The sequence below is a fragment of the Nocardia sp. CC213A genome (assembly GCF_030766805.1).
GTDB classification, from domain to species: domain Bacteria; phylum Actinomycetota; class Actinomycetes; order Mycobacteriales; family Mycobacteriaceae; genus Nocardia; species Nocardia otitidiscaviarum.
Genome location: NZ_JASFXA010000001.1, coordinates 364,864 through 391,846, shown reverse-complemented (window position 1 = coordinate 391,846; position 26,983 = coordinate 364,864). Strand labels below are relative to the sequence as shown.

Annotated in this window: 25 protein-coding genes; 11 read left to right on the top strand and 14 right to left on the bottom strand. The window is 70.6% G+C overall.

All coding sequences use genetic code 11. The annotated features are described in order from the left end of the window. Window positions 1–56 precede the first annotated feature (56 nt). Genes QJS31_RS01755 through QJS31_RS01740 form a run of 4 tightly spaced genes read right to left on the bottom strand, consistent with a single transcriptional unit; the run spans window position 57 to window position 4,349 of the window. Window positions 57–1,199, bottom strand: coding sequence for an NAD(P)/FAD-dependent oxidoreductase (locus QJS31_RS01755; RefSeq protein WP_282780463.1), 1,143 nt, complete (start codon window positions 1,197–1,199; stop codon window positions 57–59). Beyond that, window positions 1,196–2,584, bottom strand: coding sequence for an aldehyde dehydrogenase (locus tag QJS31_RS01750; RefSeq protein WP_282780461.1), 1,389 nt, complete (start codon window positions 2,582–2,584; stop codon window positions 1,196–1,198). Before QJS31_RS01750 ends, QJS31_RS01755 begins: the two co-directional genes overlap by 4 nt. Continuing rightward, window positions 2,581–3,867, bottom strand: coding sequence for an acyl-CoA dehydrogenase family protein (locus QJS31_RS01745; protein ID WP_306355782.1), 1,287 nt, complete (start codon window positions 3,865–3,867; stop codon window positions 2,581–2,583). Before QJS31_RS01745 ends, QJS31_RS01750 begins: the two co-directional genes overlap by 4 nt. Beyond that, window positions 3,864–4,349 carry a flavin reductase family protein gene (locus QJS31_RS01740; protein ID WP_282780457.1) on the bottom strand — a complete coding sequence of 162 codons (486 nt, stop codon included), beginning with the start codon at window positions 4,347–4,349 and terminating at the stop codon, window positions 3,864–3,866. Before QJS31_RS01740 ends, QJS31_RS01745 begins: the two co-directional genes overlap by 4 nt. Window positions 4,350–4,499: 150 nt before the next feature. Here QJS31_RS01740 and QJS31_RS01735 point away from each other — a divergent pair, with 150 nt between their 5' ends. Next, complete coding sequence (locus QJS31_RS01735) at window positions 4,500–5,285, top strand: IclR family transcriptional regulator (RefSeq protein ID WP_306355781.1); 786 nt, start codon at window positions 4,500–4,502, stop codon at window positions 5,283–5,285. Window positions 5,286–5,327: 42 nt separating this feature from the next. Here QJS31_RS01735 and QJS31_RS01730 read toward each other — a convergent pair whose 3' ends face one another. Further along, complete coding sequence (locus tag QJS31_RS01730; protein WP_282780454.1) at window positions 5,328–6,035, bottom strand: hypothetical protein; 708 nt, start codon at window positions 6,033–6,035, stop codon at window positions 5,328–5,330. Between the two features lie 148 nt (window positions 6,036–6,183). Between QJS31_RS01730 and QJS31_RS01725 the strand changes: the two genes are divergently transcribed. Then, window positions 6,184–7,506 carry a deoxyribodipyrimidine photo-lyase gene (locus QJS31_RS01725; protein ID WP_282780452.1) on the top strand — a complete coding sequence of 441 codons (1,323 nt, stop codon included), beginning with the start codon at window positions 6,184–6,186 and terminating at the stop codon, window positions 7,504–7,506. Window positions 7,507–7,813: 307 nt separating this feature from the next. Here the strand turns inward: QJS31_RS01725 and QJS31_RS01720 are convergent, their stop codons facing one another. After that, entirely contained in the window at window positions 7,814–8,806 is a 993-nt protein-coding gene (locus QJS31_RS01720) for an SDR family NAD(P)-dependent oxidoreductase (protein ID WP_282780451.1), read from the bottom strand. Window positions 8,807–8,934: 128 nt separating this feature from the next. Here QJS31_RS01720 and QJS31_RS01715 point away from each other — a divergent pair, with 128 nt between their 5' ends. The 6 genes from QJS31_RS01715 to QJS31_RS01690 all read left to right on the top strand — a co-directional run bounded on the left by QJS31_RS01715 (window position 8,935) and on the right by QJS31_RS01690 (window position 14,645). After that, the gene (locus QJS31_RS01715) at window positions 8,935–9,528 is read left to right on the top strand and encodes a lipocalin family protein (RefSeq protein WP_282780449.1); all 594 of its coding nucleotides are present in this window, start codon (window positions 8,935–8,937) and stop codon (window positions 9,526–9,528) included. Further along, window positions 9,525–10,856, top strand: a complete 1,332-nt coding sequence (locus tag QJS31_RS01710) for an NAD(P)/FAD-dependent oxidoreductase (RefSeq protein WP_282780469.1) — start codon at window positions 9,525–9,527, stop codon at window positions 10,854–10,856. The genes QJS31_RS01715 and QJS31_RS01710 overlap by 4 nt, the downstream gene beginning before the upstream one ends. After that, window positions 10,853–11,548: a DUF1365 domain-containing protein gene (locus QJS31_RS01705; RefSeq protein ID WP_282780447.1), complete on the top strand. Its 696-nt coding sequence runs from the start codon at window positions 10,853–10,855 to the stop codon at window positions 11,546–11,548. Before QJS31_RS01710 ends, QJS31_RS01705 begins: the two co-directional genes overlap by 4 nt. A gap of 366 nt (window positions 11,549–11,914) precedes the next feature. Continuing rightward, window positions 11,915–13,207, top strand: a complete 1,293-nt coding sequence (locus QJS31_RS01700; RefSeq protein ID WP_372341531.1) for a class I SAM-dependent methyltransferase — start codon at window positions 11,915–11,917, stop codon at window positions 13,205–13,207. Continuing rightward, window positions 13,204–13,608, top strand: a complete 405-nt coding sequence (locus QJS31_RS01695) for a hypothetical protein (protein WP_282780446.1) — start codon at window positions 13,204–13,206, stop codon at window positions 13,606–13,608. Before QJS31_RS01700 ends, QJS31_RS01695 begins: the two co-directional genes overlap by 4 nt. A gap of 179 nt (window positions 13,609–13,787) precedes the next feature. Continuing rightward, a complete protein-coding gene (locus tag QJS31_RS01690) occupies window positions 13,788–14,645 on the top strand; it encodes a MerR family transcriptional regulator (protein WP_282780445.1) in 858 nt (285 codons plus the stop codon). Here the strand turns inward: QJS31_RS01690 and QJS31_RS01685 are convergent. From QJS31_RS01685 to QJS31_RS01675, 3 genes are all read right to left on the bottom strand, one after another. Beyond that, entirely contained in the window at window positions 14,617–15,459 is an 843-nt protein-coding gene (locus QJS31_RS01685) for a MerR family transcriptional regulator (protein WP_282780443.1), read from the bottom strand. The genes QJS31_RS01690 and QJS31_RS01685 overlap by 29 nt on opposite strands. Before the next feature lie 103 nt (window positions 15,460–15,562). Beyond that, window positions 15,563–16,180: an isochorismatase family protein gene (locus tag QJS31_RS01680; RefSeq protein ID WP_282780441.1), complete on the bottom strand. Its 618-nt coding sequence runs from the start codon at window positions 16,178–16,180 to the stop codon at window positions 15,563–15,565. Window positions 16,181–16,191: 11 nt separating this feature from the next. Next, complete coding sequence (locus QJS31_RS01675) at window positions 16,192–17,406, bottom strand: CaiB/BaiF CoA-transferase family protein (RefSeq protein ID WP_282780439.1); 1,215 nt, start codon at window positions 17,404–17,406, stop codon at window positions 16,192–16,194. A gap of 95 nt (window positions 17,407–17,501) precedes the next feature. Between QJS31_RS01675 and QJS31_RS01670 the strand changes: the two genes are divergently transcribed. After that, window positions 17,502–18,410 carry a hydroxymethylglutaryl-CoA lyase gene (locus QJS31_RS01670; protein WP_306355780.1) on the top strand — a complete coding sequence of 303 codons (909 nt, stop codon included), beginning with the start codon at window positions 17,502–17,504 and terminating at the stop codon, window positions 18,408–18,410. Window positions 18,411–18,417: 7 nt separating this feature from the next. Here the strand turns inward: QJS31_RS01670 and QJS31_RS01665 are convergent, their stop codons facing one another. The 4 genes from QJS31_RS01665 to QJS31_RS01650 form a co-directional block, all read right to left on the bottom strand. Then, entirely contained in the window at window positions 18,418–19,392 is a 975-nt protein-coding gene (locus tag QJS31_RS01665) for an alpha/beta hydrolase (protein WP_306355779.1), read from the bottom strand. 204 nt (window positions 19,393–19,596) lie between these two features. Beyond that, a complete protein-coding gene (locus QJS31_RS01660; RefSeq protein ID WP_306355778.1) occupies window positions 19,597–21,117 on the bottom strand; it encodes an MmgE/PrpD family protein in 1,521 nt (506 codons plus the stop codon). Next, window positions 21,114–21,974: a cyclase family protein gene (locus QJS31_RS01655; protein ID WP_306355777.1), complete on the bottom strand. Its 861-nt coding sequence runs from the start codon at window positions 21,972–21,974 to the stop codon at window positions 21,114–21,116. Before QJS31_RS01655 ends, QJS31_RS01660 begins: the two co-directional genes overlap by 4 nt. Continuing rightward, on the bottom strand, window positions 21,971–23,158 hold the full coding sequence (locus tag QJS31_RS01650) for a CaiB/BaiF CoA-transferase family protein (protein ID WP_306355776.1): 1,188 nt from the start codon (window positions 23,156–23,158) through the stop codon (window positions 21,971–21,973). The genes QJS31_RS01655 and QJS31_RS01650 overlap by 4 nt, the downstream gene beginning before the upstream one ends. A 138-nt stretch (window positions 23,159–23,296) precedes the next feature. On the opposite strand from QJS31_RS01650, the gene QJS31_RS01645 reads away from it, so the two are divergent. Next, window positions 23,297–24,757, top strand: a complete 1,461-nt coding sequence (locus QJS31_RS01645) for a dihydroorotase family protein (RefSeq protein WP_282781045.1) — start codon at window positions 23,297–23,299, stop codon at window positions 24,755–24,757. Between the two features lie 84 nt (window positions 24,758–24,841). Further along, entirely contained in the window at window positions 24,842–25,501 is a 660-nt protein-coding gene (locus QJS31_RS01640) for a hypothetical protein (protein ID WP_282781047.1), read from the top strand. Here the strand turns inward: QJS31_RS01640 and QJS31_RS01635 are convergent. Continuing rightward, window positions 25,480–26,955, bottom strand: a complete 1,476-nt coding sequence (locus QJS31_RS01635) for an NAD(P)/FAD-dependent oxidoreductase (protein ID WP_306355775.1) — start codon at window positions 26,953–26,955, stop codon at window positions 25,480–25,482. The two genes, QJS31_RS01640 and QJS31_RS01635, sit on opposite strands and share 22 nt — an antisense overlap. Window positions 26,956–26,983: the final 28 nt, after the last annotated feature.

Below are 26,983 nucleotides of genomic sequence, written 5' to 3'. Positions count from 1 at the left end.
GGTGGTGGGCGCGTGTTCCGTGGTATCGGCGGCGGTCGGCGTGGTCGTGTGGCGGATCACCGTGGCGCCTCCAAGGAGTCGAGCAGGCAGGCGCGGCGCAGGTGGGCGCGGGCGGTGATGGGATCGGCCGCCAGTTCACGCAGGTGCGCGCGGTAGGTCTCGTCCTCGCCGCGCAGCCGCCGCCAGTTGTCGTGGCTGGCGCGTTGTACGTGCTCGACGGCGACCGTGCGCCGCCGGGCGGCCACCGTGTCCAGTTGGGATTCGGTGCCGCCGTCGAGCACATCGGCGAGTGCGGTGGCGAGTTGGACGGCGTCGTGGATGCCGCTGTTCATACCCATGCCACCGAGCGGATTGTTCACATGCGCCGCGTCTCCCATGAGCAGCACCCGGCCGCTGCGGAACGACGGGGCGACGCGCTGGTGTACCCGGTACAGCGAGGCGTGCCGGATGCGCCACGGGCGGCCCAGATCCGCGACGGCCGCCAAACGCTGTGGCAGTCGGGACCATTCGAGGTCGTCATCGGTATCGGCGGGGGTGGGCAGCAGCACCCGCCAGTGCTCGGGAGTGCGCAGTAGCACCAGCCATTCGTCCGGGTCGAAGACGTAGTTGATCGGTGCGAGATCGGGCAGCGCCGCCGCGAGATCCTCGTCGACCGACGCGACCAGGAACCGTTCCGGATAGGTGCTGCCGTCGAAACCGGCCCCGATACCGTGGCGGACCGCCGAATGCGCGCCGTCCGCGCCGATTACCCAGTCGGCGCGCACCGGCCCGCGCGAGGTGTGCAGTACGGCCCCGTCGTCGCTGGCGTACAGGCCGCGCACCTCGTGGCCGAAACGCACGTCGGCGTGCGCGGGCAACGCACCGCGCAGGATGGGCGTGAGTTTGCTCTGCTCGCACTGCACCCGGAACGGGTAGTCGGTGTCGTCGGCGAGCACCCCCAGGTCGAGGGTGGCGATCGGGCCGCCCCCACGCTCCCGGTACTGGAAGGTGGCCGCGATGATGCCTTGGGCCAGCAGCGGTTTCAGCACCCCCAGATCCGCGAGCATCGCCAGGGTGGGCGGATGGAAGGTGGAGGCACGTGATTCGGCGGCCAGGCCGTCGCCCTGTTCGAGCACGGTGACCGCGACGCCACGGCGGGCGAGGGTGAGCGCGGCGGTCAAGCCGACCGGGCCCGCCCCCACCACCACGACGGCGGTCACGACGTGTGGAGAGCGAAGCGGCCCTCGACGCCGACCACCCGGGCTCCGGTGAAGAAACGCAGGGTTTCGGTGGTGCCCTCCTCGCCCAGCCCGGACAGCCCCCAGGCCGGGCGCGGTGTCATGAGGTGCAGGCTCATGATCGACGAGCCGTTGACCTTGACCTCACCGGCGCGTATCCGGTGCGCCACGCTGACGGCCAGCTCCTCGTCGCTGCCGCACACATAGCCCTCCAGTCCGTAGGGGACGGCATTGGCCAGCCGCACCGCTTCCTCGACGGAGTCGTAGGTGACGGTTCCGGCGACCGGTCCGAACACCTCGTCGGTGAGATCGTCGGCGAGCAGCGTGGGCTCCACATAGTTGCCGCCGCCGGGCAGCGTGCCGTAGGCGTGGAACCGGCGTCCGGTCAGCGCCGCCCGCACTCGGTGGGCATGGCGGGAATGGACGAGCGGACCGAATTCCGTCTCAGGATCCAGTGGTGGCCCGATGCGCAAGGCCGCCAAGCGTTTTCCGGTGGCGTCCAGGATCTCGGCCGCACGGTCGGCAGGCAGGATCAACCGGCCCAGCGCCCGGCACCACTGACCGTTGAGGGTGGTGAGCAGTTCGGCCGCCATGCGCGCGGCGGTGTCGAGATCGGCGTCGGGCAGCACCACGAGGGGATTGTTGCCGCCCAGTTCGAGCTGGCACGGTCGCAGCAGGGGAGCCGACACCGTGGCGATGGAGCGGCCCCCGGGCAGCCCGCCGGTGAAGGAGACGGCCTTGACGCGCGGGTCCGCGACCAGTTGCGCACCGGTCGCCGGACCGCCCTGCACCAGCTGGAACATCCCGGCGGGCACATGGTCGGAGATCACCTCGGCCAGTGGAATCGTGCTGTAGGGCGCGAATTCGCTGACCTTCAGAATGACCGGGCACCCCGCCGCCAGGGCGTTGGCCACCTTGTGCGCGGCCATCGGGGCGGGTGCGTTCCACGGCACCAGGCACAGTGCCGGACCCAGCGGCAGCCGCCGCACCCGCACCCCCGCCACGTCGGCTCGCAGCACACCCGCTCGAAGCTGTTCGGCGGCGAGACGGAACGCGCCCGACACGATCATGCCCAGGGGTTCGGTCTGCCGGATCGGCACGCCGGTGGCGCGGGCGTCGAGTTCGGTGATGCGGGGCAGCAGCGGCTCCAGGCCGTCGGCGACGGCGTCGAGCAGGTCCGGGGTGATGGCTCCGGACACGTTGTCCGCCACCGTGAGTGCGCGATCGACACGCTCCGGGGCGGTGGCGACGGCCCGGGCCACCGGGGCTCCGGTGGCCGGATCCTCCAGTGCCAGACCGAGATCCACGCTCGGCGTGCCCCACTCGCCGTCGATCAGATCGAGGATCTCGGGCAGCGCCGCGCTCATCGCGCCGCCTCGGGCGCGGTGGTGAACAGCTCGTTGGCCTCGGCGTCGGTGACGATGCGCGCCACCTCGAGCATGCCCCGCTCGGCCGGGAACGTCATGACCAGTCCCATGGCGAGATCGCGCAGCGCGCGCCCGGCCGGACCGCCCATGGACGCCGCCGAGGTGCCGCCCGCCTTGAGCGCCCCGAGGGCCACCTGGAAGCAGGCTTCGGTGACCGCGCCCTTGCCGAGCCGCCACTGGGTGAACACCTCCGACTTCGGTGTGATCGGCGGCTCCGCGGTCTCGATGCTCAGCTGATAGCGCAGCCACAGGTAGGCGGTGCGCAACTGGCGGGTCATCTCCCCGATCAGTACCTGGTGCACGGGCGAGGAGGCGATGGGCTCCCCGGTGTCGGCGAAGGTCTTGCGTGTGGTCGCGGTCAGGGTCTCGTCGTAGGCGCGCTGCGCGCAGCCGGTGTACACCGCCGCGATGGCGAGTTGATTGCCGACGAAACTGCCTCTGCTCATGGTGAGCATCTTGGTGAACGCGCCCGGAACCGCAAGGGCCTCGTCCTCGGGGATGAACACCTCGTCGAGCCGGATGCCGTTGTTGGCGGTGGCCCGCATGCCGAGTCCGTCCCAGGGGGCGCGCACGCTCACCCCGGGTGCGTCGCGCGGTACGAAGAAGGTCGCCAACCCCTCGGCGGTCTCGTAGCCCTCCAGCTTGGCCGAGGTCAGGTAGTAGTCGGCCACCCCGGTCGCGCAGCCGAAGGACTTCTCGCCCTGGAGCATCCAACCGCCCTCCACCTTGCGCGCGGTGGTGGCGATGGTGATGTTGGCCTTGGCGGTCTTCACCGACTCGGAGGCGAAGTTGGCCAGCCACACGCCGTCGGCCATGCGGGTCAGCACCTTCTCGGCGAAGGCGCGCACCACCGGGATCTCCTCGGCGGCGAAGAGTCCGGCGTCGATCGCCTCCAGCGGCAGCAGCCCGCGCGAGGCGCTGGTGTTGTGGAAGAAGTACGCCAGCGCCGTGGACGGGCAGGCCGTGCCCATGGCGAAGGTAGCGGCGGCCAGATCGCGCAGGGTGCCGCCGAGGCCGCCGAACTTCTCCGGCACCACCAGGCCGAGCAGTCCGGCGTCGCGCAGCAGTCCGATATGCGAGGCCGGGAAGGTGGCGGTGCGATCGGCCTCCTCGGCGGCCGCCCGCAGGGCGGGCAGCACGGCGTCGACGCGTTCGGCGCGCTGCCGTTCCGCATCGGTCATATCTTCGACGAGCCGTTGGCCGGTCGGTCGTTCGGCGGTCATCGGGCAATCCCCTCGTGGTAGGTGCGGTCGTGGTAGATCAGCGGGGGTGCGGGCCGGGGCCGGGCCGCGTCCTGGACCAGGCCGAGGACGATGGTGTGGTCCCCGGCCGGGTGGCAGGCGGCGACCGCGCAGTCGAGCCAGGCCACCGCGTCGGTGAGGATCGCCGCTCCGCTGGGTGCGGTATCCCAGTCGCCGAGTGCGAAGCGGGCGGCGGGATCGTCGCTCGCGGTGGCGAAGCGCCGCCCGATCTCCTCGTGATCGTGGCCGAGCACATTGATCGCGAACACCCCGCTGCGGCGGATGAGTCGGCAGGTGGTGCTGGCCGTGGTCAGACTGATGGAGACCAATGGCGGATCCAGGGCCACACTGGTGAAGGAACTGGCCGTCATGCCGTGCCGCCCGCCGTCGTCGCGGATGGTCGTCACCACGACGACGCCGGTGGCCCACTGTGCCAGTACCGCACGGAGATTCGTCGAACTCACAGGGTTTCCGTTTCGGTAGTGGAAACGTTGTTACGCACAAGGTAACGCCCTGGATGAGTGCGGTGCAAGCGGTGCGACGAAAATGGCCAGTTCTCGCGGGATTCGGCGGGGTGTTTCCCAATGGGAAATGGTGTGCCCTAAGCTGTAGGCGTGTCGGACACCGAGGCCGAGAATCAAAGTCGTTCCATCGCCGCCGTCGAGCGCGCCATGGATGTATTGCTACTGTTCGGCCGAACCGGACGACCCGATCTGGGGGTCACCGAGATCGCCAACGAACTGGGGCTGACCAAGGCCGCGGTGCACCGCATCCTGACGGCGCTGCGCAATCGCGAACTGATCACCCTGGAGCCCACCACCCGTCGCTACGCGCTCGGCCACGCCGCCATCGCGCTGGGGCGCGCCTATCTCGCGCGCACCGATCTGCGGGTCATGGCGGCACCGGAATTGCGCCGCCTGGCCGCGCAGACCGGGGAGACCGCCACCCTGTCCATTCGGCGGGGTGACACCCGCATGTACGTGGATCAGGTGGTGCCGGATCAGGAACTGCGGATGGAGGTCGCCCTCGGCGTGCCGTATCCGCTGCACGCGGGCAGCTCCTCCAAGGCCATCCTGGCCTTCCTGCGCGAGGAGGAGGTCGACGAGTACCTGGACCGCCACGAATTGACCCCTTTCACCGACGCCACCATCACCACCCCGCGCAAGCTGCGCACCGAATTGGCCGAGGTGCGCAAGCGTGGATACGCGATCTCGTTGGGGGAGCGGCAGATCGGCGCGGCCTCGGTCGCGGCCCCGGTGCTCGACCACGACGGCGGCGTGGTGGCCGCGATCAGTGTGTGCGGGCCGCTGTCGCGCTTCGAACCGCGGCTGAAAGAGTACGTGCCGATGTTGCAGAAGGCGGCGGGCGCGGTGTCGGCGCAACTGGGGTACGCGGGCTGACGGCGTAGGCGGGGTGAGGGCATTCGGGGCGACCGCGCCGTCTCACAGATCCGCGCCGGGCTTGAGCACGCCCAGTGCGGCCGCCGCGAGCACGCTGCCCCAGATCGTCCACACATAGGGCAGGCAGCCGTCCACGCTGCGTCGCAGCGTGCGCTCCACCGGCTCGCTGGAGCCCTCGGACATCAGGGTCGCGAAGGCGGGGCCGAAGGGGCGCAAGGTCATTCGGATGCCCAGCCCCGCCGCGATGGCGAGGCCGTAGAGCAGGATCTTGCCGCCCAGCCAGCGCGGATCGGTGGTGACGCCGAACGGCTCGGCAGCCACCAGCGCGTAGCCACCCGACGCCAGCGCCCCCGCGATGACCGCCACCCTGATGGCCAGATCGGCGCGATGGATGCCCGCGAGGCGTCCGTGCGTGCGATGCGCGATGACGGCCAGTGTCAACCACACCGCGGCGAACAGCCAGACCGCCACGACGAACCACCAGGGGAAGAAGTCGATGCCGAACAGCGACGCCCCGTGCGGTTCGAGGGCCATCAGGGTGACGCCGCTGGGCAGGAACAGCACCAGGCAGATTTTCGGACCCAGATCGAGTCCGCTCATGATGGCCAGTGCGGAGGACCGGGCGGCCGGGGTGAGCCGCGGATCGATCACGAAGCGGCTGGAGTAGTACACGCCCAGATCGCCGCCCAGCCAGAACACGAACAGCACCAGGTGCAGCAGGATCCACCAGCCGTTCGGATGCGCTCCCATACGTTGCCTCTGTTCTCTTGTGCGAAACACGGTTTCGTACTCGGATACCGCCGATAGTGTCACATCGAAACGGTGTTTCCACAAACAAAGTGTTTGCTACCGCCCGGGTTGAATCGGTTGTGCATCGATTTGAGCGTATGCTGGTGGTATGGCTGCCTCCATCGCATTGTTCACCCGCGACCTGCGCATGCGTGACAATCCGGCGCTCGCCGCCGCCCACCACGAGGGGACAGAGGTGGTACCCCTCTTCGTCGTCGACGAGGCCATCCTGTCGAGAACGGCCGCGCCCAACCGGCTGCGATTCCTCCGGGCGGCACTCACCGAACTCGATACCGAACTGCGGTCCCGGGGCGGTCGGCTGATCGTGCGGCACGGCCGCGTGGTCGACGAGGTCGAACGGGTGGCGGCCGAGGTCGGCGCGCGCACCGTGCATATCGCCGAGGATGTGAGCCGCTACAGCCGCGACCGCGAGAATGCCCTGTGGGAGCGACTCTCGGCCGGTGGCCGCCGGTTGCGCACGCACGCGGCGTCGATCACCGCGGTCGATCCCGCCGAGGTGAAACCCGATACCGGTCGCGGCCACTACGCGGTGTTCACGCCCTACTTCCGCCGCTGGCTGGAAACGCCCATGCGGTCACCGCTGCCCGCCCCCGACACGTTAACCGTGCCCGATATCGCCAGCGATCCGATACCCGATCCGGCCGACCTGTGTGACCAGCCGGGTTCGCCGGAACTGCGAGTGGGCGGTGAGATCACCGGCCGTGAGCTGCTGGCGCACTGGTTGTCCGGACCGGTCGAGCGGTACGCGGACGGCAAGGATCTGCTGGCGGTCGAGGGCACCTCGGGTCTGTCGCCCTACCTGCACTTCGGCTGCCTCTCGCCGGCGGAGGTGGTGTATCGCACCGATGCCTCGTCCCCGGGCGGTCACGCCTTCGTGCGACAGGTGGCCTGGCGGGACTTCCATCACCAGGTGCTGGCCGACCGGACCGAGGTCGCGCACGCGGACTACCGGTCCGAGAGCCGGACCTGGCTCGACGACCGCACGGGTCTCGCGGCGTGGCGAGCCGGACGCACCGGCTACCCGGTCGTGGACGCGGCCATGCGTCAGTTGCTCGCCCAGGGGTGGATGCCGGGGCGCGCCCGCCTGATCGTGGCCAGCTTCCTGAGCAAGACGCTGCGCGTGGACTGGCGGCGCGGCGCCGCGCACTTCGAGCGCTGGCTGGTCGACGCCGACCTCGCCAACAACCGGCTGAACTGGCAGTGGGCCGCCGGAACCGGCACCGATACCCGGTCCAGCCGGGTGCTCAACCCGCTGTTGCAGTCCGAACGCTACGACCCCGACGGCGACTACGTGCGTCGCTGGCTGCCCGAGCTCGCGGACCTGCCGGGCGGCGAGGTGCACCGGCCGTGGCGCGCCGGTGTGCCCGCATCGGTGTATCCGGCCCCCATCGTCGAATTCCGCGGCATGTGAGCGACTCTCGTCCGCCGACCGACTGCCAACCGACCGGCGTCGGTCGGGCTGGCTGGTCTCGGTCGAATGCATCGACCGTTCCGCCACCTGCAGCCCCGGCTGCACCACCGCGTCGACGGTGCGGTCCGCCGCCGGATCGTCGGTGGCCGTCACCTCGGCGGCCTCCATACTCCGGCGATTCGGCGGGAACCGGCGGCGCGCAGTTCGGCCACCATCTGATCCTGCGGCGGCCGGTACGCGAGGCGTTGCAGCGTCGCGCTGTCGTAGGCGCGGGCGACCAAGGCTGGTCTCGGTCGACCGGCCGGTCTCAGTCGACAGGCTGGTCTCGGTTGGCAGGGCGGCTGTCCGGATCGATCCCGGACGCCGCCGCGCAGTACCGCCACACGCGTTCGCGGTCGCCCGGCAGTTCCCGGGTGCGGCGCAGGTAGTGCGTGGGCCGGGAGCGCCGGTCGTGCCAGAACAGGCCGGACGGCACATCGGCGGTCGCCAGCCATACGGCGGTGTCGGCACCCTCCGCGGCGGTGCGCAGCAGTGGGCGCACCGCGCGCCGGAAGCCGGGCAGGGCGGCGGTGATGCCCGGGGTGTCCACCCAGCCCGGATGCATGGCATGCACCGAGATACCCTGCGCGGCATAGCGTTCGGCGAGGATCGGGGTCAGTGCGACCTGCACTCGCTTGCTGCGGGCGTACGCCGCCGCGCCCCGGTAGCGACCGGTGCGGTACTCGATATCCACCACCGGCAGCGGCTGCGTGTACATCCCGCCCGAGGACATGAGGATCACCCGGGCCGAATCCGACCGGGCGAGAGTGGGGGCGAGCAGTTCGGTCATCAGCAGCGGGCCGAGCACGTGGGTCGCCAGGGACAGTTCGTGGCCATCGGGACTCTCGGTCCGGCTCGACGGCAGCACCCCCGCATTGTGCACCACGATATCGAGGGGTTCCGCGGCGGCGGCGCGGGCCTCGGCGTAGGCGCGCACCCGCAGCAGATTGGACACGTCGCACTCGTCGACGCGCGGCGCGCTGCCGGGAACCGTGGCCGCGATCGCGGCGGCCGCCCGGCGGCCGCGATCGACATCGCGCACCAGCAGCGTCACCCGTGCCCCGAGCCGGGCCAGGCCGGTGGCGGTGGCCTGGCCGATTCCGGAGTTCGCACCGGTGACCAGTGCGGTCCTGCCGCGTAACGCGTCCGCCGGGATCGGCTGCCACGATCGGCGTCGCAGCCGCAGCCCGAGGCGGGTGTAGCCGATTACGACGGTGCGGTCGAGTAGGTCGTCGAGCCGATCGGCGGGCCGTGCGGGCATAGCGGGGGCGCCTTCCTGGTAGCGATGCGATTTCGGATGATGCATCGTTTTTGCATCGTTTCTACGGTACGCTGTCGGCACCAGCACGTCGACCGAGTCCAGCGACTCGTGCGAAGGAGTGGAGAACGATGAAGGAACATCGACAGCACCGGAGGATGTCGGCGGTACTCGCCACCGCGGCGGCGGCCCTCGCCGTGGGGGCGTTGCTGCCGGCGACCGCGTCCGCGGCGCCCGTGACCCCGGTGCCCCGGCTCGACGTCGAGCGGTACCTGGGTACGTGGCAGCAGCTGGCCGCCATTCCGCAGCCGTTCAACCTCGCCTGCGCCCGCGACACCCGCGCCGACTACAGCCTGATGCCGGACGGCGACATCACCGTCCGCAACCGCTGCACCACCTGGTTCGGCACCACCGACGAGATCGTCGGCAGGGCTCGGGTGAACGACCCGGTGACCAATGCGCAACTGGGCGTCACCTTCTGGAATCAGCCCGACCCGCCCACCAACTACGTGGTGACGGCGATCGATCCGGACTACTCCTGGGCACTGGTCGTGAATCCGGAGCGCACCTCCGGATTCGTGCTCTCGCGCACCCCGGCGCGCAGCGCGGACGAGTGGGCTGCCATCCGGGCCGCCATCGACGCGGCGGGCCTGAACACCTGCCTGTTCCTGACCTCGCCCACCACCGGCGGCGACGAGCGGATCGTGCCGCTGTGCGAGCGTTGACCGGAGCCAACCGCCGGGTGGCGGTGATCGGCAGCGGCGTCTCGGGCCTGACCGCCGCCTGGGTGCTGGCCCGCGATGCCGATGTGGTGTTGTACGAGGCCGACGGCCGGTTGGGCGGGCACGCCCACACGCACCGGGTGGCGGCCCGCCGCGACGGTTCGGGTGACACCCTCGGGGTCGACTCCGGCTTCCTGGTGCACAACGACCGCACCTATCCGACACTGCTGCGGTTGTTCGGCGAATTGGGCGTTCGCACACAGGAATCGGACATGTCGATGTCGGTGCGCTGCGACGGTTGCGGCCTCGAGTACGCGGGCGCGAAGGGACTGCGCGGACTGTTCCCGGAACCGGGCGCCCTGCGGCGCGGCCGGTATCTGGCCATGCTCGGTGAGATCCTGCGCTTCCACCGGCTCGCCCGCGACGAACTCGCCGCCCACGGTGGCGACGAGGAGCGCACGCTCGGGGAATTCCTTGCGGCGGGCCGGTTCTCGCCGTACTTCACCTCCCATTTCATGGTGCCGCTGGTGGCCGCGGTGTGGTCGTGTCCGCCGCAGCGGGCGCTGGAGTATCCGGCGCGCTATCTGCTGACCTTCCTCGACCACCACGGCATGCTCACCGTGTTCGGGTCGCCGACCTGGCGCACCGTCACCGGCGGGTCGGCCACCTATGTGCGGGCCATCGCCGCGCGGATGCACGCGGTGCGGTCCGGGACGCCGGTGCGCGCCGTGCACCGGGGCGCGCGGACGGTCGCGGTGCGCGACGACGCCGACCGGGTGGACTTCTTCGACGCCGCCGTCATCGCCACCCACCCCGATCAGGCGCTGCGGCTGCTGGAATCACCGACGACGGCCGAGGCCGAGATCCTGGGGGCACTGCCGTATTCGGTGAACCACACCATCCTGCACACCGACGAATCGGTGCTGCCGCGCCGTTCCGGCGCGCGGGCCTCCTGGAACTACCGGCTGCCGGATTGCGCGGCCGCCCCCGACCGCGTGCTGGTCAGCTACGACGTCTCCCGATTGCAGCGGCTGACCGAATCCGCCGACCGGCGCTTCCTGGTCACCCTCGGTGACGGTGATCGGGTCGCGCCGGAGACCGTGCTCGCCACCATGACCTACGAACATCCGCAGTACACGCCGAAATCCATGGCCGCGCGCCATCGCCTGCGCGAGATCGGCGATCACACGGTGGCTTTCGCGGGCGCTTACCACGGGTGGGGCTTCCACGAGGACGGCGCGTTGTCGGGACTGCGCGCCGCCGAACGCATCGGCGGCCGGTGGGCGCGGCGCCCGTCCACGGTGGCGGTGGCCGCCGGGGAGCCGTCGTGACCGCGCCCCGGCTGGTGCGGACCGTCATCCGGCACACTCGCACCGAGCCGGTCCGGCACCGGTTCACCTATCGCAGCTACAGCTGGCTGGTCGACCTGGACGAACCGCCGCGGCTGCCGTGGTATCTGCGGCCGTTCGCGCGCCTCGACGACGGTCGCGACGTGCGGGCCATGGTGGAACGCTGTCTCACGGACGCCGGGATCGACGCGGGCGGCGGACGCGTTCTCATGCTCACCAACGCCCGCGTGCTCGGCTACGTCTTCAATCCGCTGACCGTCTACTGGTGCCACGACCGCGCCGGAGCGGTGCGCGCGGTGGTCGCCGAGGTGCACAACACCTACGGCGGCGTGCACCGCTACGTGGTGGAACCCGATGCGCGCGCGGAATCGACCGTGGCCAAACGGTTCCACGTCTCGCCGTTCAATCCGGTGGCCGGACGCTACCGGCTGCGCGCCCCGGTGCCGACCGACCGGCTGCGCCTGGCGATCGTGCTGGACCGACCGGACGGGCGAACCTTCTTCGCCGCCAGCATGTCCGGGCGAGTGCTGCCCGCGGACCCGCGCACCCTGGCGCGCGTACTGCTCGCCCACCCGCTGGAGACCTGGCGGGTGACGGCGCGCATCCGCTGGCAGGGGCTGCGGCTGTGGGCGCGCGGCCTGCCGGTACTGCCGCGACCACAACACATCTCGTAGGAGGCTGTCGTGACCACATCCCACTGCCCCCGGGCGAGCGCTCCGGTCGAGCCGCACGCCACGGATGCGCGCGCGCCCGACGCGAGCGACATTGATGCGCACGCTCTCGACGTGAGCGACGCTGACGCGCGCGCCTTCGACGTGAGCGACGCTGACGCGCACGCCTTCGACGTGAGCGACGCTGACGCGCGCGCCTTCGACGTACGCGATGCCGACACGCACGCCTTCGACGTGAGCGACGCTGACGCGCGCGCCTTCGACGTACGCGATGCCGACACGCACGCTCTCGACGCGAGCGACGCTGATGCGCAGGCGCCCGACGCACACGCCGCCGACACGTACGACGCTGATGCGCACGATGTCGATGTGCGCCACGTCGATGCGCGCGACAGCGCGCCGCACGACGCCGAATCCCGTGACGACCGCTGGGCCGAACCGCACCGGGTGCCGCGCGGCTGGCGGGCCGCCCTGGGGCGGCCGGTGGCGGCCGCACTGTTCCGCAATGCCGTGCGCGGGCTGCCGCTGCGGGTGGAATTCCCCGACGGCCGTGTCCTGGGCAGCGCCGACGATCCGACCGCACCCCGCATGCTGATCCACGACCCCGGCGGTTTCGCGGGGCGGATCGCGGACGGCGGACTCATCGGCTTCGGCGAGTCGTACATGGCCGGGGAGTGGTCCGCACCCGATCTGCCCGGCGTGCTCACCGTCTTGGCCGCGCATATCGACCGGCTGATCCCGCGGTCACTGCAGACCCTGCGGACGCTGTGCCTGCCGCGACTGCCGCGTGGGATGCGTGCCACCGCATCGGGTGCGGCGCGCAACGCGGCACATCACTACGACCTGTCCAACGACTTCTTCGCGCTGTGGTTGGACGAGACCATGACCTATTCGGCGGCGGACTTCGACCGGCTGGACCCACCACCGGTATGGGGCGACCTCGCCGCCGCCCAGCGCCGCAAGATCGACCGACTGCTCGACGGCGCCGGTGTCGGCCCGGGCACCTCGGTACTCGACATCGGCACCGGCTGGGGCGAATTGGCCATCCGGGCGGCGGCGCGCGGGGCCACGGTGCGTTCCATCACGCTCTCCCGGGAACAGCGCCGACTGGCCCGGGAGCGGGTCGCCGCGGCCGGGCTGGCGGACCGGGTCACCATCGACCTGCTCGACTACCGTGCCGTGGACGGCCGGTACGACGCCGTGGTCTCGGTGGAGATGATCGAGGCGGTCGGCTACGACTACCTGCCCGACTACCTGACCACCCTGGAACGAGTGCTGGCCCCCGGCGGCCGGAGCGCCCTCCAGGCCATCACCATGCCGCACGACCGGATGCTGGCCAGCCGACGCACCTACACCTGGGTGCACAAGTACATCTTCCCCGGCGGCTTCCTACCCTCGGAAACGCTGCTGTCCCAGCGGCTTTCGGAGCACACCGGACTGCGGGTGGTGCAGCGGAAGGAGATCGGCCCGCACTACGCGCACACCCTGCGGCTGTGGCGGGAGCGCTTCACCGCCGAGACCGAGCGGGTGGCCGCACAGGGTTTCGACCGCACCTTCCGCCGGATGTGGCGGCTCTACCTGGCCTACTCGGAAGCGGGCTTCCGATCCGGCTACCTGAATGTGGTGCAACTCGTCCTCGAACACCCGGAGGTGACCCGATGAACCCCGCCACCCCGACCCGACTACTCGGCCTCGCGACCGCGGTCTACGGTCTCGCGGTGGCCATCCGGCCCGAGATCATGCTGCATCCGGCCGGATTGGGCACCGACGAGGAACCGGAGTTGCGGCCGCTGGCCCGCCTGATCGCGCTGCGGGACCTGGCCTCCGGGCTGGTCATGGCGGGCGCGACCGATCCGCGGGCGCGGCGGGCCGCCACCGCGATCCGGGTGGCGTCCGACACCGCCGATACCGTGGTGCTGGCCCGGGCGCTGCGCGGACGACCCGAACGGCCGAACACACTGCTGGTGACCTCCGGCTGGGGTCTGCTGTGTGCCGTGAGCGCCGGATACGAGCGGTGGGGTGCGGGTCGGCGCGCGTCGGTCGGGAACGACGCGGTGCGCTGATGCGCGCCGACCCGACGCGGACCGAGCCCGACGAGTCGACCGAGGCTAGCGGTGCGATCGAGCCGATCGAGTCGACCGAGGCTCGTGGTGCGATCGAGCCGATCGAGTCGACCGAGGCTCGCGGTGCGACCGAGCCGGCGGATGAGCCCGTTGTGGCCGAGCCGACCGAGGTGTCTGTCGTGACCGAGTACACGGTCGGTTCGGTGGCGAAACTGCTCGGCCTTCCCGTCGCGACGCTGCGCAGTTGGAATCAGCGCTACGGGCTCGGCCCACAGCGGCACCGGCCCGGCCGGCACCGCCACTACACCACCGAGGACCTCGCCGTGGTGACACGCATGGTGGAACTGGTGCGCGCCGGGGCGAGTCCGGTCAGTGCGGCGCGGGCGGCGAAAACCGTACTGGGTCCCGCACCCCCGCTCGGCGACGTCGAACCGGTCGTAGCCGCCGCCGAACGCATGGACGTCTCCGCACTGCTCTCCCTGGTCACCGCGCACCTGGCGCACCACGGCGTGGTGGCGACGTGGAATCGGCTGTGCCGCCCCGCCTTCGGCGCGATCGTGGATCGGCAGCGCCGCGGCGACGGCTACATCGACGTGGAGCACGTGCTGTCGTGGGCACTGACCACCGGCCTGCACCGCACCGTGCCCGCCCAGACCGACAAGGACCGGGCGCGGCCGATCGTGCTGGCCTGCGCGGCCGAGGAGCATCACGTGCTGCCGCTGGAGGTGTTGCGCGCCGCGTTGGCCGAACGCGGGCGGCCCACCCTCATGCTCGGTGCCGCCGTGCCCGTCGACGCTCTGCTCGACGCGCTCGCCCGCCGGGCCGGTCCGGCCGTCGTGGTGCTCTGGTCGCAGACATCGGATACGGCACGCCCGGAACCGATCCGGATCGCCGACAACCCGGCGATCGATCTGGTGCTGGCCGGACCGGGCTGGGCGGGAAGACGATTCGCGCACGATATCCGCCATGTCGACTCGCTCGAGGCGGCGTTGGCCGCGGTGGAGGAACTCAGCCGAGACGATCGACCGCCGCACTGAGACTGTCCAGCCGGGTGGCGGATGCGGGCAGGATGAGGGTGTCCCATCCGGGGCCGCCGAGGTAGACCGTCGCGTCGGCGTTGTCGCACACCCGGATCGCCGAGGTGAGCGCGGTGGACTCCTGCTGCGACCACAGCAGGACGGTGGCCGGGGACGGCAGTCGCGCCAGGGTGTCGGCCAGGGCGGCGGTCGGCACGTCCGGGCCGAGCATATGCGCGCCCGTGCCGCGTTCGGCCAGGGCGGCGCGTAGCACTTCCAGTGGCAGCGAATGGGTTTCGCCGCTGGTGCAGGCCAGCACCACCGGTCCGGGCGGGGTGTCCGGCGGCGGCGCGGCGCGGTGCAGGGTGGCGATGATGCACCAGGACAACAGATGTTCCACGTCGACGCAGCCCTCCCCGTCGAGCTGGCGCGCCACGATATCGGCGAAGGCGGGGCGACACAGCCGATCCCAGGTGTCGATCACCCCGTAATCGCGCAGGTGGGTGTCCAGCAGCGCGCACACCGCCCGGCTCTCCAACGCGAACGCGGCGGTGAGCAGCGCGGCCTTGTCGCCGAGCGACAGCGCGGGACCGCGGGCGGTGGCGGCCGCTCCGGCCGGGGTCGCACCGGCCCGGATGAGATCCACCATCCGCGTGAGCACCGCGATATCGGCCTCGGTGTACAGGCGGTGCCGACCCGGCCGGTCCTGCTGCGGTCCGATGCCGTAGCGCCGGTTCCAACTGCGCAGGGTGGCGGTGGGGACCCCGATCCGCTCGGCCACCGTGCGCACGGAGTATCCGGCGTGCTCGGAGGTGGGCTTGGGACCGTCTGGCATGTCCTGATTGTGCCTGCCGCGTCCGACCGATCCGATCACACCCGGCGCGAGTGTCCGCACCGCGTGCCCGGCCCGCATCCGGAGATCCCGGGTGCGGGCCTGGTCAGGGCAGCAGGCGCAGTGCCGCGTCCAGGCTGAGGACATCGGCGTACTTCGCGTCCAGATCGTAGAGATTGGCATCGTGCAGGCGCGGGTCGCGGTCGCCGCAGGCATCGGCGACGACCATGGGCCGGAAGCCGTGTTGCAGCGCGTCGGTGGCGGTGGCGCGCACACAGCCGCTGGTGGTGAGACCGGTGATGAGCAGGGTGTCGATACCGGCCGCCGTCAGGTTGGCGGCCAGCGCGGTGCCGTGAAAGGCGCTGGGATACTGCTTGACCACCACGCATTCCCCGGGCAGCGGGGCGGGGTCGTCGAGGAAGTCGGCGAGCGGGTTGCCCTCCTCGAAGACCGCCAGGGTGGGCACCTTGCGGCGGAACAGTCCGCCCTCCGCGGTGCCGGGCCGATAGCTGACCCGGGTGAACAGCACCGGATGGCCGCCCGCGCGGGCCCGGTGCACCACGGCGGCGGCCGCTGTCACCGCGTCCTCCACCGGCGCGCGCAGCGGCGATCCGTCGGTCAGATAGGCGGCGCAGATATCGACCACCAGCACGGCGGGCCGCTGTCCGGACCCGAGGCGCTGCCCGTAGCCGGCGCTGCGCGCGTCCTCGGTGAGATCCTTCACGGGTGCTCCCCTCAGATGACGCCGCTGTCGGCGAGTGCGGCGATGCGGTCGGGGGACAGTTCGAGCACGCCGCCGTACACGTCGGCATTGTGCTCGCCGAGTTCCGGGCCGCAGTGCCGGATGGTGCCGGGGGTGGCGCTGAGTTTGGGCACCACATTGTGCATGGGCAGCTCGCCGAACTCCGGATGCGCGATCCGCACGATGGCCTCGCGCGCCGCGAAGTGCGGATCGGCGAACATATCCCGGGCGGTGTAGATCCGGCCCGCCGGAACGCCCGCGCCGTGCAGTCGCTCCAGCAGTTCGTCGGCGGTGGCGGTGACCGTCCACGCGGCGATGACATCGTCGAGTTCGGCCATCCGCGCGCCCCGGCCGGTATGGGTGGAATACCGCTCGTCGGTCGCCAATTCGGGATGGCCCATGAGTTCGGCCAGTCGCGCGAACACCGTGTCCTGGTTGGCCGCGATGAGGATCATCTCGCCCGCCGCGGTCGGATACACGTTGCTGGGCGCGACATTCGGCAGCACCGAGCCGGTACGCTCGCGCTGATAGCCGGTGACCGCGAATTCGGGCAGCAGGGATTCCATCATGGCCAGCACCGCCTCGTAGATGGCGGAGTCCACCAGCTGACCCTGTCCGGTGCGTTCCCGGTGGTGCAGCGCGGTCAGGGTGCCGATGGTCGCGAAGACGGCGGCCAGCGAATCGCCGAGGGAGATACCGGTGCGCGCGGGCGGATGGTCGGGGTCGCCGGTGGTGTAGCGGATGCCGCCCATGGCCTCACCGATGGAGCCGTATCCGGCGCGCGGCGCGTACGGCCCGGTCTGGCCGTATCCGGTGACGCGCACCATGATCAGGCCGGGATTGTCGGCCCGCAGGCGGTTGTAGTCGAGTCCCCAGCGCTCCATGGTGCCGGGGCGGAAGTTCTCGATGACGATATCGGCGCGCGCGATGAGTTCGCGTGCCAGCCGCTGGCCCTCCGCCTGGCGCAGATCGCAGGTGACCGACTTCTTGTTGCGCGCCACCACCGGCCACCACAGCGATTTGCCCTGGGACTGTTCCCGGCCCCACTGGCGCATGGGATCTCCACTGCCGGGCGCTTCGAGTTTGATCACCTCCGCTCCGAAGTCGCCGAGCAACTGTCCGCAGAACGGCCCGGCCAACAACTGGCCCATCTCGATCACGCGCAGATCGGCCAGCGGCCCGGGGGTCGGGTGCGGTGCGGCGGCCATGCGTCGCCTCCATTTCGGTAAAGTGTGCGAGAGTGGTAACACTGTATCCCTGAGAGAAACAGAGCGGCAAGACGAGTGAATGCTGGAGGTTGGGCGTGGAAGTCACCGTGCTGGAGGTCGCCCCGCGCGACGGATTGCAGAACGAGCGCGCGATCGTCGCGACCGCCGACAAGATCCGCCTGATCGAACGATCGGTCGAGGCCGGGCTGCGCCGCATCGAAGCCGTGAGTTTCGTGAATCCGCAACGAGTTCCGCAGATGGCGGACGCGGAGGCGGTGATGGCGGGCGTCCCCCGGGTGCCCGGCGTCTCGTACGCGGGCCTGGTGTTCAACGACCGGGGTCTGGACCGCGCCCTGGCGACCGATGTCGACGAGATCAATGTGGTTGTGGTGGCGACGGATACGTTCAGTCGGCGCAATCAGAACTGCACCACCGCCGAGGGGGTGGAGCGCTGGTCGGCGCTGGCCCGGCGCGCCGCGGCACACGGCGTCCGGCGCACCGTCACCATCGCCGCCGCTTTCGGCTGCCCCTTCGAGGGGGAGGTGTCCGCCGCCGCCGTGCTGGATCTGGTGCGCCGGGTCGCCGCCGCCGAACCCGACGAGATCGCCCTGGCCGACACCATCGGCGTCGGCACCCCCGATCGGGTTCGCACACTGGTGGCGGGCACTGCCGCGCTGGCTCCGGGCATCCCCGTCCGTTGCCACTTCCACAACACCCGGAACACCGGCTACGCCAATGCCGTTGCCGCGCTGGAGGCGGGTGCGCGCATCCTGGATGCCAGCACCGGCGGGGTCGGCGGCTGCCCGTTCGCACCCGCCGCCACCGGCAATATCGCCACCGAGGATCTGCTGTACCTGCTGCACCGCATGGATATCGGCACCGGGGTGCGCGCGGAGGCGGTGAGCGCGACCGGTACTTGGCTGGGGGAGGTGCTGGGCAGCCCCGTCCCCGCGCTGCTCGGCCGCGCCGGAGGTTTCCCTCCGGCGCGGCCGGGATCGCAGTGATGCCGATTCAGGACAGGGGCTCGAGGATTCCGGCGCTCACCAGGCTCTGGAAGTATCCGCCGCCGGGGTAGTAGTCGGCCGTGGTCGAGCCGCTCACGAAATCACCGGCCCACGCCACCGAAAGTCGTTGCAGCGCATCTACGTTCTTGCTCTGGGGAGTGCCGCAGGCGAACTTGTCCGGCCCGGGTGCACTGGACGCCTCCACGTCGATGTGGGAGGCGGTGGTGACCAGGACGCCCAGGAAGGGCCGGGGCAGCTGTTCGAGCACCTCTTCGGTGCCCGAGCCGTTTCGGTTGCAGCTGTACGGTGGCGCGGAGACCGCGACCACGGGCAGGGTGCTGTTGCTCAGATGGTTGAGCGAACTGCTCAGGTTGTTGCCGATGATGCTCTTGACCGGGTCGAAGAGAATGACACCGCGCAGATTGGCGAAGGCGGACGGGTAGTCGGCGCGCAGTTCCTGCGCCACGAACGGCACCGCCTCGCCGCCCGCGGAATGTCCGGCGAAGACCCAGGAGGTCGGCAGGGTGAGTTCGGGTCGCCCCGCCTTGGCCTTGGCGTCGGCGAAGCTGCGGCCGAGCTTGTCCGAGGGATCGGCGGACTTGCCGAACAGGTCGGCCACATTGTGCAGGAAGTCGGTGTTGTTGCCGAGGTTGGCGATGGTGCAGCCGAGCAGGCTGGAGGTCGGCAGAGTGGGCGCGAACACCAGGAAGCCCTGCGCGGCGAACTTGCGGGCGGTGTCGTCCATGGCATCGTTGGCGGCGGAGAAGCCGTGCTGCAGCCACAGCAGGCCCTTGGGGTTCCCCGCCGGGAAGTACCAGTCGCTGCTCTGCTTCAGAATGCGGAAGGCGCAACGGATTTCGACCTTGTTCTCGACCTTGGTCACCGTGGTGTCGGCGGTGGCGACGGGGGCGAGGGCGGTGGCGAGCGCGGCCACGGCGATCCAGAGGGAGGACAGCGCGGCCGACAGGGTTCTGATTCTCAAGGTGACTCCTTTGTCTCTCAGGGGGAAACAGTGTTTCTTCGAGTAGCGTCAATTAATGGTCTGAAACACTCGTGAGTCAATAGCTCGAGCCGAAAATTTCACCGCTGTGACCAGCAGTTTTACTGAGCGCCCGGCATGCTGCGGACGTGCGAAAGCAGCCCGGCGGCCGAGGGGCCGGGCTGCTTTCGTATGCGCAGGTGAGGGCTAGGTGGGGGAGTGCAGCAGGGTTGTCAGCTTTCCTGGATCGTCGAGATCGGCCAGGCCGTAGACGATCTCGGTGATGTCGTCGGCGCGGGCGGGGGACAGCGCCTCGGCGGTGTTGAGGCGGAATTTGACGGCCAGCTCGTCGGGGGACAGCGGGTCGCCCGGGCCGCCGCGATTGACCGCCACATGTTCGGTGACGGTGCGGCCGTCGCGGAGTTCGGCGGTCAGGGTGGCCGGGAACTGGTGGGGGAAGATCTCGTCGCAGCGGGGGTCGGGGACGCAGACCACCTTGGCGGCGAGGGTGAGGCGGGCCGGGTCGCGGGCGGCGACGTCGGTGAAGTCCTCGTGGAAGACGCCGAGTCCGCCGCCGCCGAGCAGGGCCGCGGCCACCGTGTAGGGGCCGGAGAAGGCCGCGTGGTAGCCGGATTCGGGTCGCTGTTTGGCGGTGCGGGGTTCGCCGATGGTGCGCAGCACCGGGGTGGGCGCACCCAGGGTGAGGCGGACGATCTCGTCGGCGGTGACACCGCGATCGCGCAGGCGGCGGGCGGCGTCGATACCGGCGTGGGTGAAGTGATTGCACGGATACGGCTTGAAGAACACCCCGGGCAGCTCCCACTGCTCACCGAGCCCGTCCAGCAGCTGGTCCGGATGTGCCCGCTCCCCGCAGAAGGCGTGCAGCAGACCGAATCTGCCCTCCAGCACCGTCGGCGGGCCGGTGAGGCCGTGTCGGGCCAGACCGGCGGCGGTGACCGCGGCGTGCGCGGCCCAGCCGCAGTGCACGCGCTTGACGGTGCCGCCGGTGCGATTGGCCTCGAGCAGGCCCGAACCCATGCTGGCGGCAATGCCGAGCGCGTGCGCGATTCCGGCGGCGTCCAGGCCGTACAGCATGGCCGCGGCCACCGCGCCGCCGACCGCGCCACAGATGGCGGTGGCATGCAGTCCGCGCTCGAAGAACACCGAATTACCCAGTGCGGCATCGTATCCGGCCATCCCTACGCGCACCGTGAGCTCGATGCCGACCGCGATGGCGTCCAGCAGCGCGGCCCCGGTGGCTCCGGTGGCCTCGGCGACGGCCAGCGCGGTGGGTACCACCGTGGCCGACGGATGCAGCACCGACGGGAGGTGGGTGTCGTCGAAGTCCAGGGCGTGTGCCAGGGTGCCGCCGAGCAGGGCCGCCGCGGCTTCCGGATAGCGGCCCGGCAGCCCCAGCGCGGTCGCCCGCGCGGCCCCACCCCACTCGGCCACCAGGGCGCGCACCGTGGCCGCGGCGGGAACCCGCTGCGCCGCAATGCTGTTGCCGAGTGCGTCCAGCACGCGCCGCGCGGCATCGGAACGCAACTCCACACCAACCCCCCTGTCCCGCGCCGCCACGGCGAACTCCGCCAGCCGGTAGGCCGCCGGAGGACCGGTCGGTGCGGTCGACCTGACGGGGGCGGTCGACTCGGCGGGCGCCGTCGGCCCGGTCGGTCCCGTCGATTCGCGGGGCTCGGTCGCTTCGGTCGTGCCGGGTGTCTCGGTCATCGGCTCACCGCCGCGAGTGGGCGCACCGGGGAGCCGGTGCCGCCGACGATGCGCAGGGGAGCGAGCATGAAGACGAATTCGGTCAGTTCGGCCGCCGCGAGTTCCTCGAGTGCGAGGTGTTCGAGGATGTAGATTCCGGAGTCGACGAGCAGCACCCGGTGTACGGGCAGGACGCTGTGTCCCGCGCCGGGGGCGATGCGCTCGTAGGCGGTGGTGTCGGCGCCGGTGGCGGCCACGCCGTGCGCGGCGAGCCAGCGTGCGGCGGGCACGCCCACGCCCGGAACCCCGGTCGTGCCACCGAGATACGTGGGCGGGTCGTCGAAGTGCCGCGCCCAGCCGGTGCGGATGAGCGCCACGTCACCGGGTTCTGGCGTGAACCCGGCGTCGCCCGCCGCGCCGTCGAGGTCGGCCTCGGTCACCTCGTACCCGCCCGGCAGAGTGTCGGTGTCGTGTCGGCGCGCGATGTCGAACAGCAGGCCCCGCCGTAGGAAGCCGGGCAACAGTTCCGCGCCGTGGGCGCTGAACGCGCCGCCCCGCTGAGCGGCCGCGGCGTCGATGCCGCCGTACAGCAGTCCGTCGTGGCTGACGTGACTGAGCGCGTCGATGTGCGTGCCGACGTGCCCGCCGGTCACGATGACCTCATTGGCGGCGGACCCGCCGTCGGGCCGCACCATATCGCCGTGGCGTCGGGCCAGGGTCATGCGGAAGCCGGGATGGTTGGGGGAGCACGGCATACCAGTGAAGAAGGGCTGGCCGAGTTCGATCAGCCGGACGCCGCCGCGCACCGCCTCCAGCAGGGGATCGCGCGTGATGACGGGTCGGGCCGGGCGGTCCGGGGAATGCGCCGGGTACGTCATGCGACCACCCCCGCGTCCCGCAGCGCCGTCAGTGCCGCGGCGTCGACGCCGTACTCGCCCAGCACCTCCGCGGTGTGCGCGCCCAGCGGTGGTCCCGCCCAGCGGATTCGGCCGGGTGTCTCGGAGAGTCGGAACAGCACGTTCTGCATGCGCAGTGTCCCCAGTTCGGCATCGGGCACCTCGGCGATGGTGCCCAGTGCCCGATACTGCGGATCGGTGAGCACGTCGGCGGCGGTGTAGACCGGCGCGATGGCGGCCTCGGCCTTCTCGAAGGCGCGTACCACCTCGTCGGTGGGGCGGTCCGCGATCCACGCCCCGACCGCGGCGTCCAGTTCATCGGCGTGCCGGGCGCGTTCGGCACCGGAGGCGAACCAGGGTTCGTCGATGAACTCCGGCCGCCCGACCAGTCGCATCACCCGCTCGGCCACCGATTGCGCGCTGGTGGACACCGCCACCCATCCGCCGTCGGCGGTCCGGTACACATTGCGCGGTGCGTTGTTCGAGGACCGATTGCCCATGCGCGGCTGGAGTTCGCCCAGTTGGTCGTAGGCGATGAGCTGCGGACCCAGCAGGGTGAGAATCGGTTCGATGATGGCGAGGTCGATCTGCTGGCCGTGTCCGTCGCGATCGCGGGCGCGCAGCGCGGTCATGACGGCGAAAGCGGTCGCCTGCGCCGCGATCCCGTCGGCCAGGCCGAAGGGCGGCAGCGTGGGCGGGCCGTCCGGTTCTCCGGTGACGGCGGCGAATCCGCTCATCGCCTCGGCCAGCGTGCCGAAACCGGGACGGCGGGCATAGGGCCCCACCTGCCCGAATCCGGTCACCCGGGCCAGCACCAGTCCCGGATTGATCTCGCGCAGTTCGGGATAGCCCAATCCCCAGCGCTCCAGGGTTCCGGGGCGGAAGTTCTCGATCACCACGTCGGCGTCGGCCACCATCCGGCGGAAGATCTCCTGCCCTTCCGGTGCGCCCAGATACAGCGTCACCGATTTCTTGTTGCGGCCCAGCATCTTCCACCAGAGGCCGACCCCGTCGCGCTGTGCGCCGTGTCCGCGCACGGGGTCGCCGCCGGGGTGCTCGAGCTTCACCACCTCGGCCCCGAAATCCGCCAGCAGCGTCGCCGCCAGCGGTCCGGCGAACAGCGTCGCCACCTCCAGCACCCGGATTCCCGACAGCGGTCCATCCATCACCCGACTCCTCACCCGCCACCTTGTGTTTCCCAATACGAAACAGCTCAGGACGTTGTGGCGTTGACTATCAGCGCATCCTACTGCGATGATCGCCGAGTTGGAAAAGATGTTTCGCACAGAGAAACTGGAGCAGTCGTGGCGACCGACCTGTTGATCCGGAACGCCCGCGTGGTGCGACCGGGTGATCCGACCACCGACCATCCCGAACCGGTCGATATCGCCGTGCACGACGGCGTCGTCACCGCCATCGGGCCGAATCAGACGGTCACCGACGCGGATCGGGTGGTCGACGCGCAGGGCCTGCTGGCCTTTCCGGGTGTGGTGGACGCCCACCAGCACTGGGGCATCTACCGCGAGCTGTCGCAGGACACCGAGACCGAGAGCCGCGCCTGCGCCCAGGGTGGCGTCACCACCTCCCTCACCTATATGCGCACCGGCCGCTACTACCTGAACCGGGGCGGCGCGTACCGCGATTTCGTCCCCGAGGTGCTGGAGCGGATGTCGGGGCGCTCGTTCGTGGACCACGCCCTGCACCTGGCGCCCATGAGCGCCGAGCACATCGCCGAGATCCCGTCGCTGGTCACCGATTTCGGCATCACCTCGTTCAAGATCTTCATGTTCTACGGCGGGCACGGACTGCACGGCCGTTCGTCAGATCAGGCCGACTTCCTCATGCTGGGGCCACACGAGCGCTACGACCTGGCCCATTTCGAATTCGTCATGCGCGCCGTCCAGCGGGCGCGCGCCGCGTTGGGTCCGCACATCTCACTGTCGCTGCACTGCGAGACCGCCGAGATCATGGCCGCCTACACGGCACTGGTGGAGCGCGAGGGCACCCTCACCGGGCTGCGTGCCTACAGCGCGTCGCGCCCGCCGCACTCCGAGGGCCTGGCCATCACCATGGCCTCCTATCTCGCCCACGAGACCGGACTGGCGAATATCAACCTGCTGCACCTGTCCTCGGCCAAGGCGGTCGCGGCGGCGCTCACCATGGCCGGGGCCTTCCCGCACGTGGACTTCCGCCGCGAGGTCACCATCGGCCACCTGCTGGCCGATGTCGACACCGCGCACGGTATCGGCGGCAAGGTGAATCCGCCGCTGCGCGAGCGCGCCGATGTCGAGGCGCTGTGGCGGCATCTGCTGGCCGGTGAGATCGACTGGGTGGTCAGCGATCACGCCTGCTGTCGGGACGAGCAGAAGTTCGGCGACGATCGCGCGGACGTCTTCGCCGCCAAATCCGGATTCGGCGGCGCGGAGTACCTGCTGCCGGGTCTGGTGGGGGAGGGGACGAAGCGGGGGCTGCCGCTGTCCCGGATCGCCGAGCTGACCTCCGGCAATCCCGCACGCCGGTACGGGCTGTCCGGAAAGGGCGATATCGCACCGGGCCATGACGCCGATATCGTGCTGATCGACCCGGACGCCCGCTGGACCGTGCGCGCCGCCGACTCCGAATCCGCCCAGGAGTACACGCCTTTCGAGGGCTTCGAGATGAACGCCCGCGTCACCGACGTCTTTCTGCGCGGTCGGCGGATCTTCGGCGATGGCCGGGTACAGGGCGATCCGCACGGGGCCTACCTGCGCCGGAAACCGGCCTGAGCGCGGGCCGAGCCGGGCGGCGGTGACCGACACCCGGCGGAGCCGCCGATATCGTGGCCGTTCGAGGGAAGCGGGTGGTAGCGGATGGTTTCGGTGGTACTGGTGCTGCTGGCGGTGGCACAGCTGGGATGCGTCGTGGCGCTGTGGACCGGTTCCGGAGTGCCGTCCGCGCCCTGCTGGCCCCTGACCCTGCTGGGTCTCGGACTCGCCTACGACGCGGCGGTCTTCGGTCTCGGCTCCACTCTCGGTGCGGGCGCGACGCTGCACGCACTGAGCGTCGGCAGGTTCGTCGGGCACGCGGTGCTGACCCCGCTGCTGTTGGTGTGGGCGGCCGAACGCGTGCTCGGCCTGCGTCGCCGCTGGGCCTGGATGCTCGCCGTACTGCTGATGGCCTGGGGCGTGCTGCGCGATCTGCTCGCGCTGCGGCTGGTTCCACGCGAGTTCGCCGACACCCTCCGCTACACCCCTGCGGAACCGCACGGGCCGCCCTGGCCCGTACTGGTCGTGATCGCCGTGGTGCTGCTCGCCGGAATCACGCTGTGGCGCAGGGAGAAGCGGCCCCTGCTGGTGATCGCGGCGGTGGTGCTGGTAGTGGCCTCCGCGGCGGCCTTCGACCTGCCGCCGCTCGGCAATGCCGGTGAGGCCCTACTGTTCGCGGCGGTCGTGGCCGTCGAGCGGGCCGGGGCAGGGCGGGGCCACCGCGCGGGGTCGGATCGGGAAGGTCAGACGGCCGCGGGTGCGTGACCGAACTCGTACTCGCTGAAATCCACCGTGCGGGTGGCGCGGGCGTAACCGATATGCGAACCGGGCCAGACGGCGATGACCTTGCCCTCCTCGGTGTGGTACCAGCCCGGGCAGCCGGTGGTGAACACGGTGTGGCGCAACCGTTCCTGGAGCCGCTCGTTGTAGGCGTCCTGGACCTCGCGGCGCACGTCGAGCCAGCCGCCGCGCTCGGCGATGCGCTCGATGGCGATGCGCGCGTAGCGGGCCTGCTTCTCGAGCATGAACGTGATGGTGTTGGTGATCGAGCCGGTGTTCGGCCCGAACATGAGAAACAGATTCGGGTAGCCGGTTACGGTGATCCCCAGATGGGCGTACGGCCCGGACTTCCACTCCGCATGCAGCTTTCGGCCGTCGCGTCCGGTGATGTCGACGGGGGCGAGGTACTCGCTCGCCGTGAACCCGGTGCACCAGACGATCACATCCGCCGCGACCTCGCTGACGTCGGACAGCCGCAGTCCCCGTTCGGTGACCTCCTCCACCCCGTGCGGGTGGAGGGTGGCATGCTCGCGGTCCAGCGCCGGATACCAGTCATTGGACAGCAGTACGCGGTTGCAGCCGAAGCGGTAGGTCGGCAGGACGGCGGCGCGGAGTTCCGGATCGCGGATCTCGCGGCGCATCTTGACCTTCAGCCACAGTTCGAACAGTCGCTGCACCGGTGCGGCCCAGCGGGCGATGAACGGCGCTCGCGACTCGTACCACAGCCATTCGATATTGTGCTGGAGCCGGGCCAGTCCCGGCACCGAACCGAGGACCGCGCGCATCGCGCGGGTGGTGCGATGGTCCCACTTGTTGCCCACCCAGTACGCGGACCGCTGGACGACGTGCAGCTCCGCGACCTGGTCCACGATGGCGGGCACCACCTGCACCGCGCTCGCGCCGCTGCCCACCACCGCGACCCGCTGACCGGTGAGATCGACGTCGTGATCCCACTGCGCGGAATGGAACTGGGCACCGCCGAAGCTCGCCATGCCCGGCAGTTCTGGCAGTCGGGGGCGGGAGAGTTGGCCGGTGGCACAGATGAGCGCGTCGAATCGCAGCACCTCGCCGGCCGCGGTCTCCACCCGCCAGCGGCCGCTGTCCTCCTCGAAGGCGGCGGCGGTGACCTCGGTGCCGAATCGAATGCGCGGGGTGACGCCGAAGCTGTCGGCGGTGCGCCGCAGGTAGTCGTGGATCTCCGGCTGCGTGCCGAACCGGCGCGACCAGTTCGTCTCCAGTGCGTAGGAGAGCGAGTAGATGGGGGAGGGCACATCGCATGCCGCACCGGGATAGGAGTTGGCCCGCCACACCCCGCCCACCGAATCGCCCCGCTCGAAGATCGTGTAGTCGCCGATGCCGTGGCGGTCCAATTCGATGGCCGCCGCCACACCGCCGAAACCCGCGCCGATGATCCCGACCGACACCGTCCTGCTCGTCATGGTTCGACGCTAGGAGCCGACCCCGAAT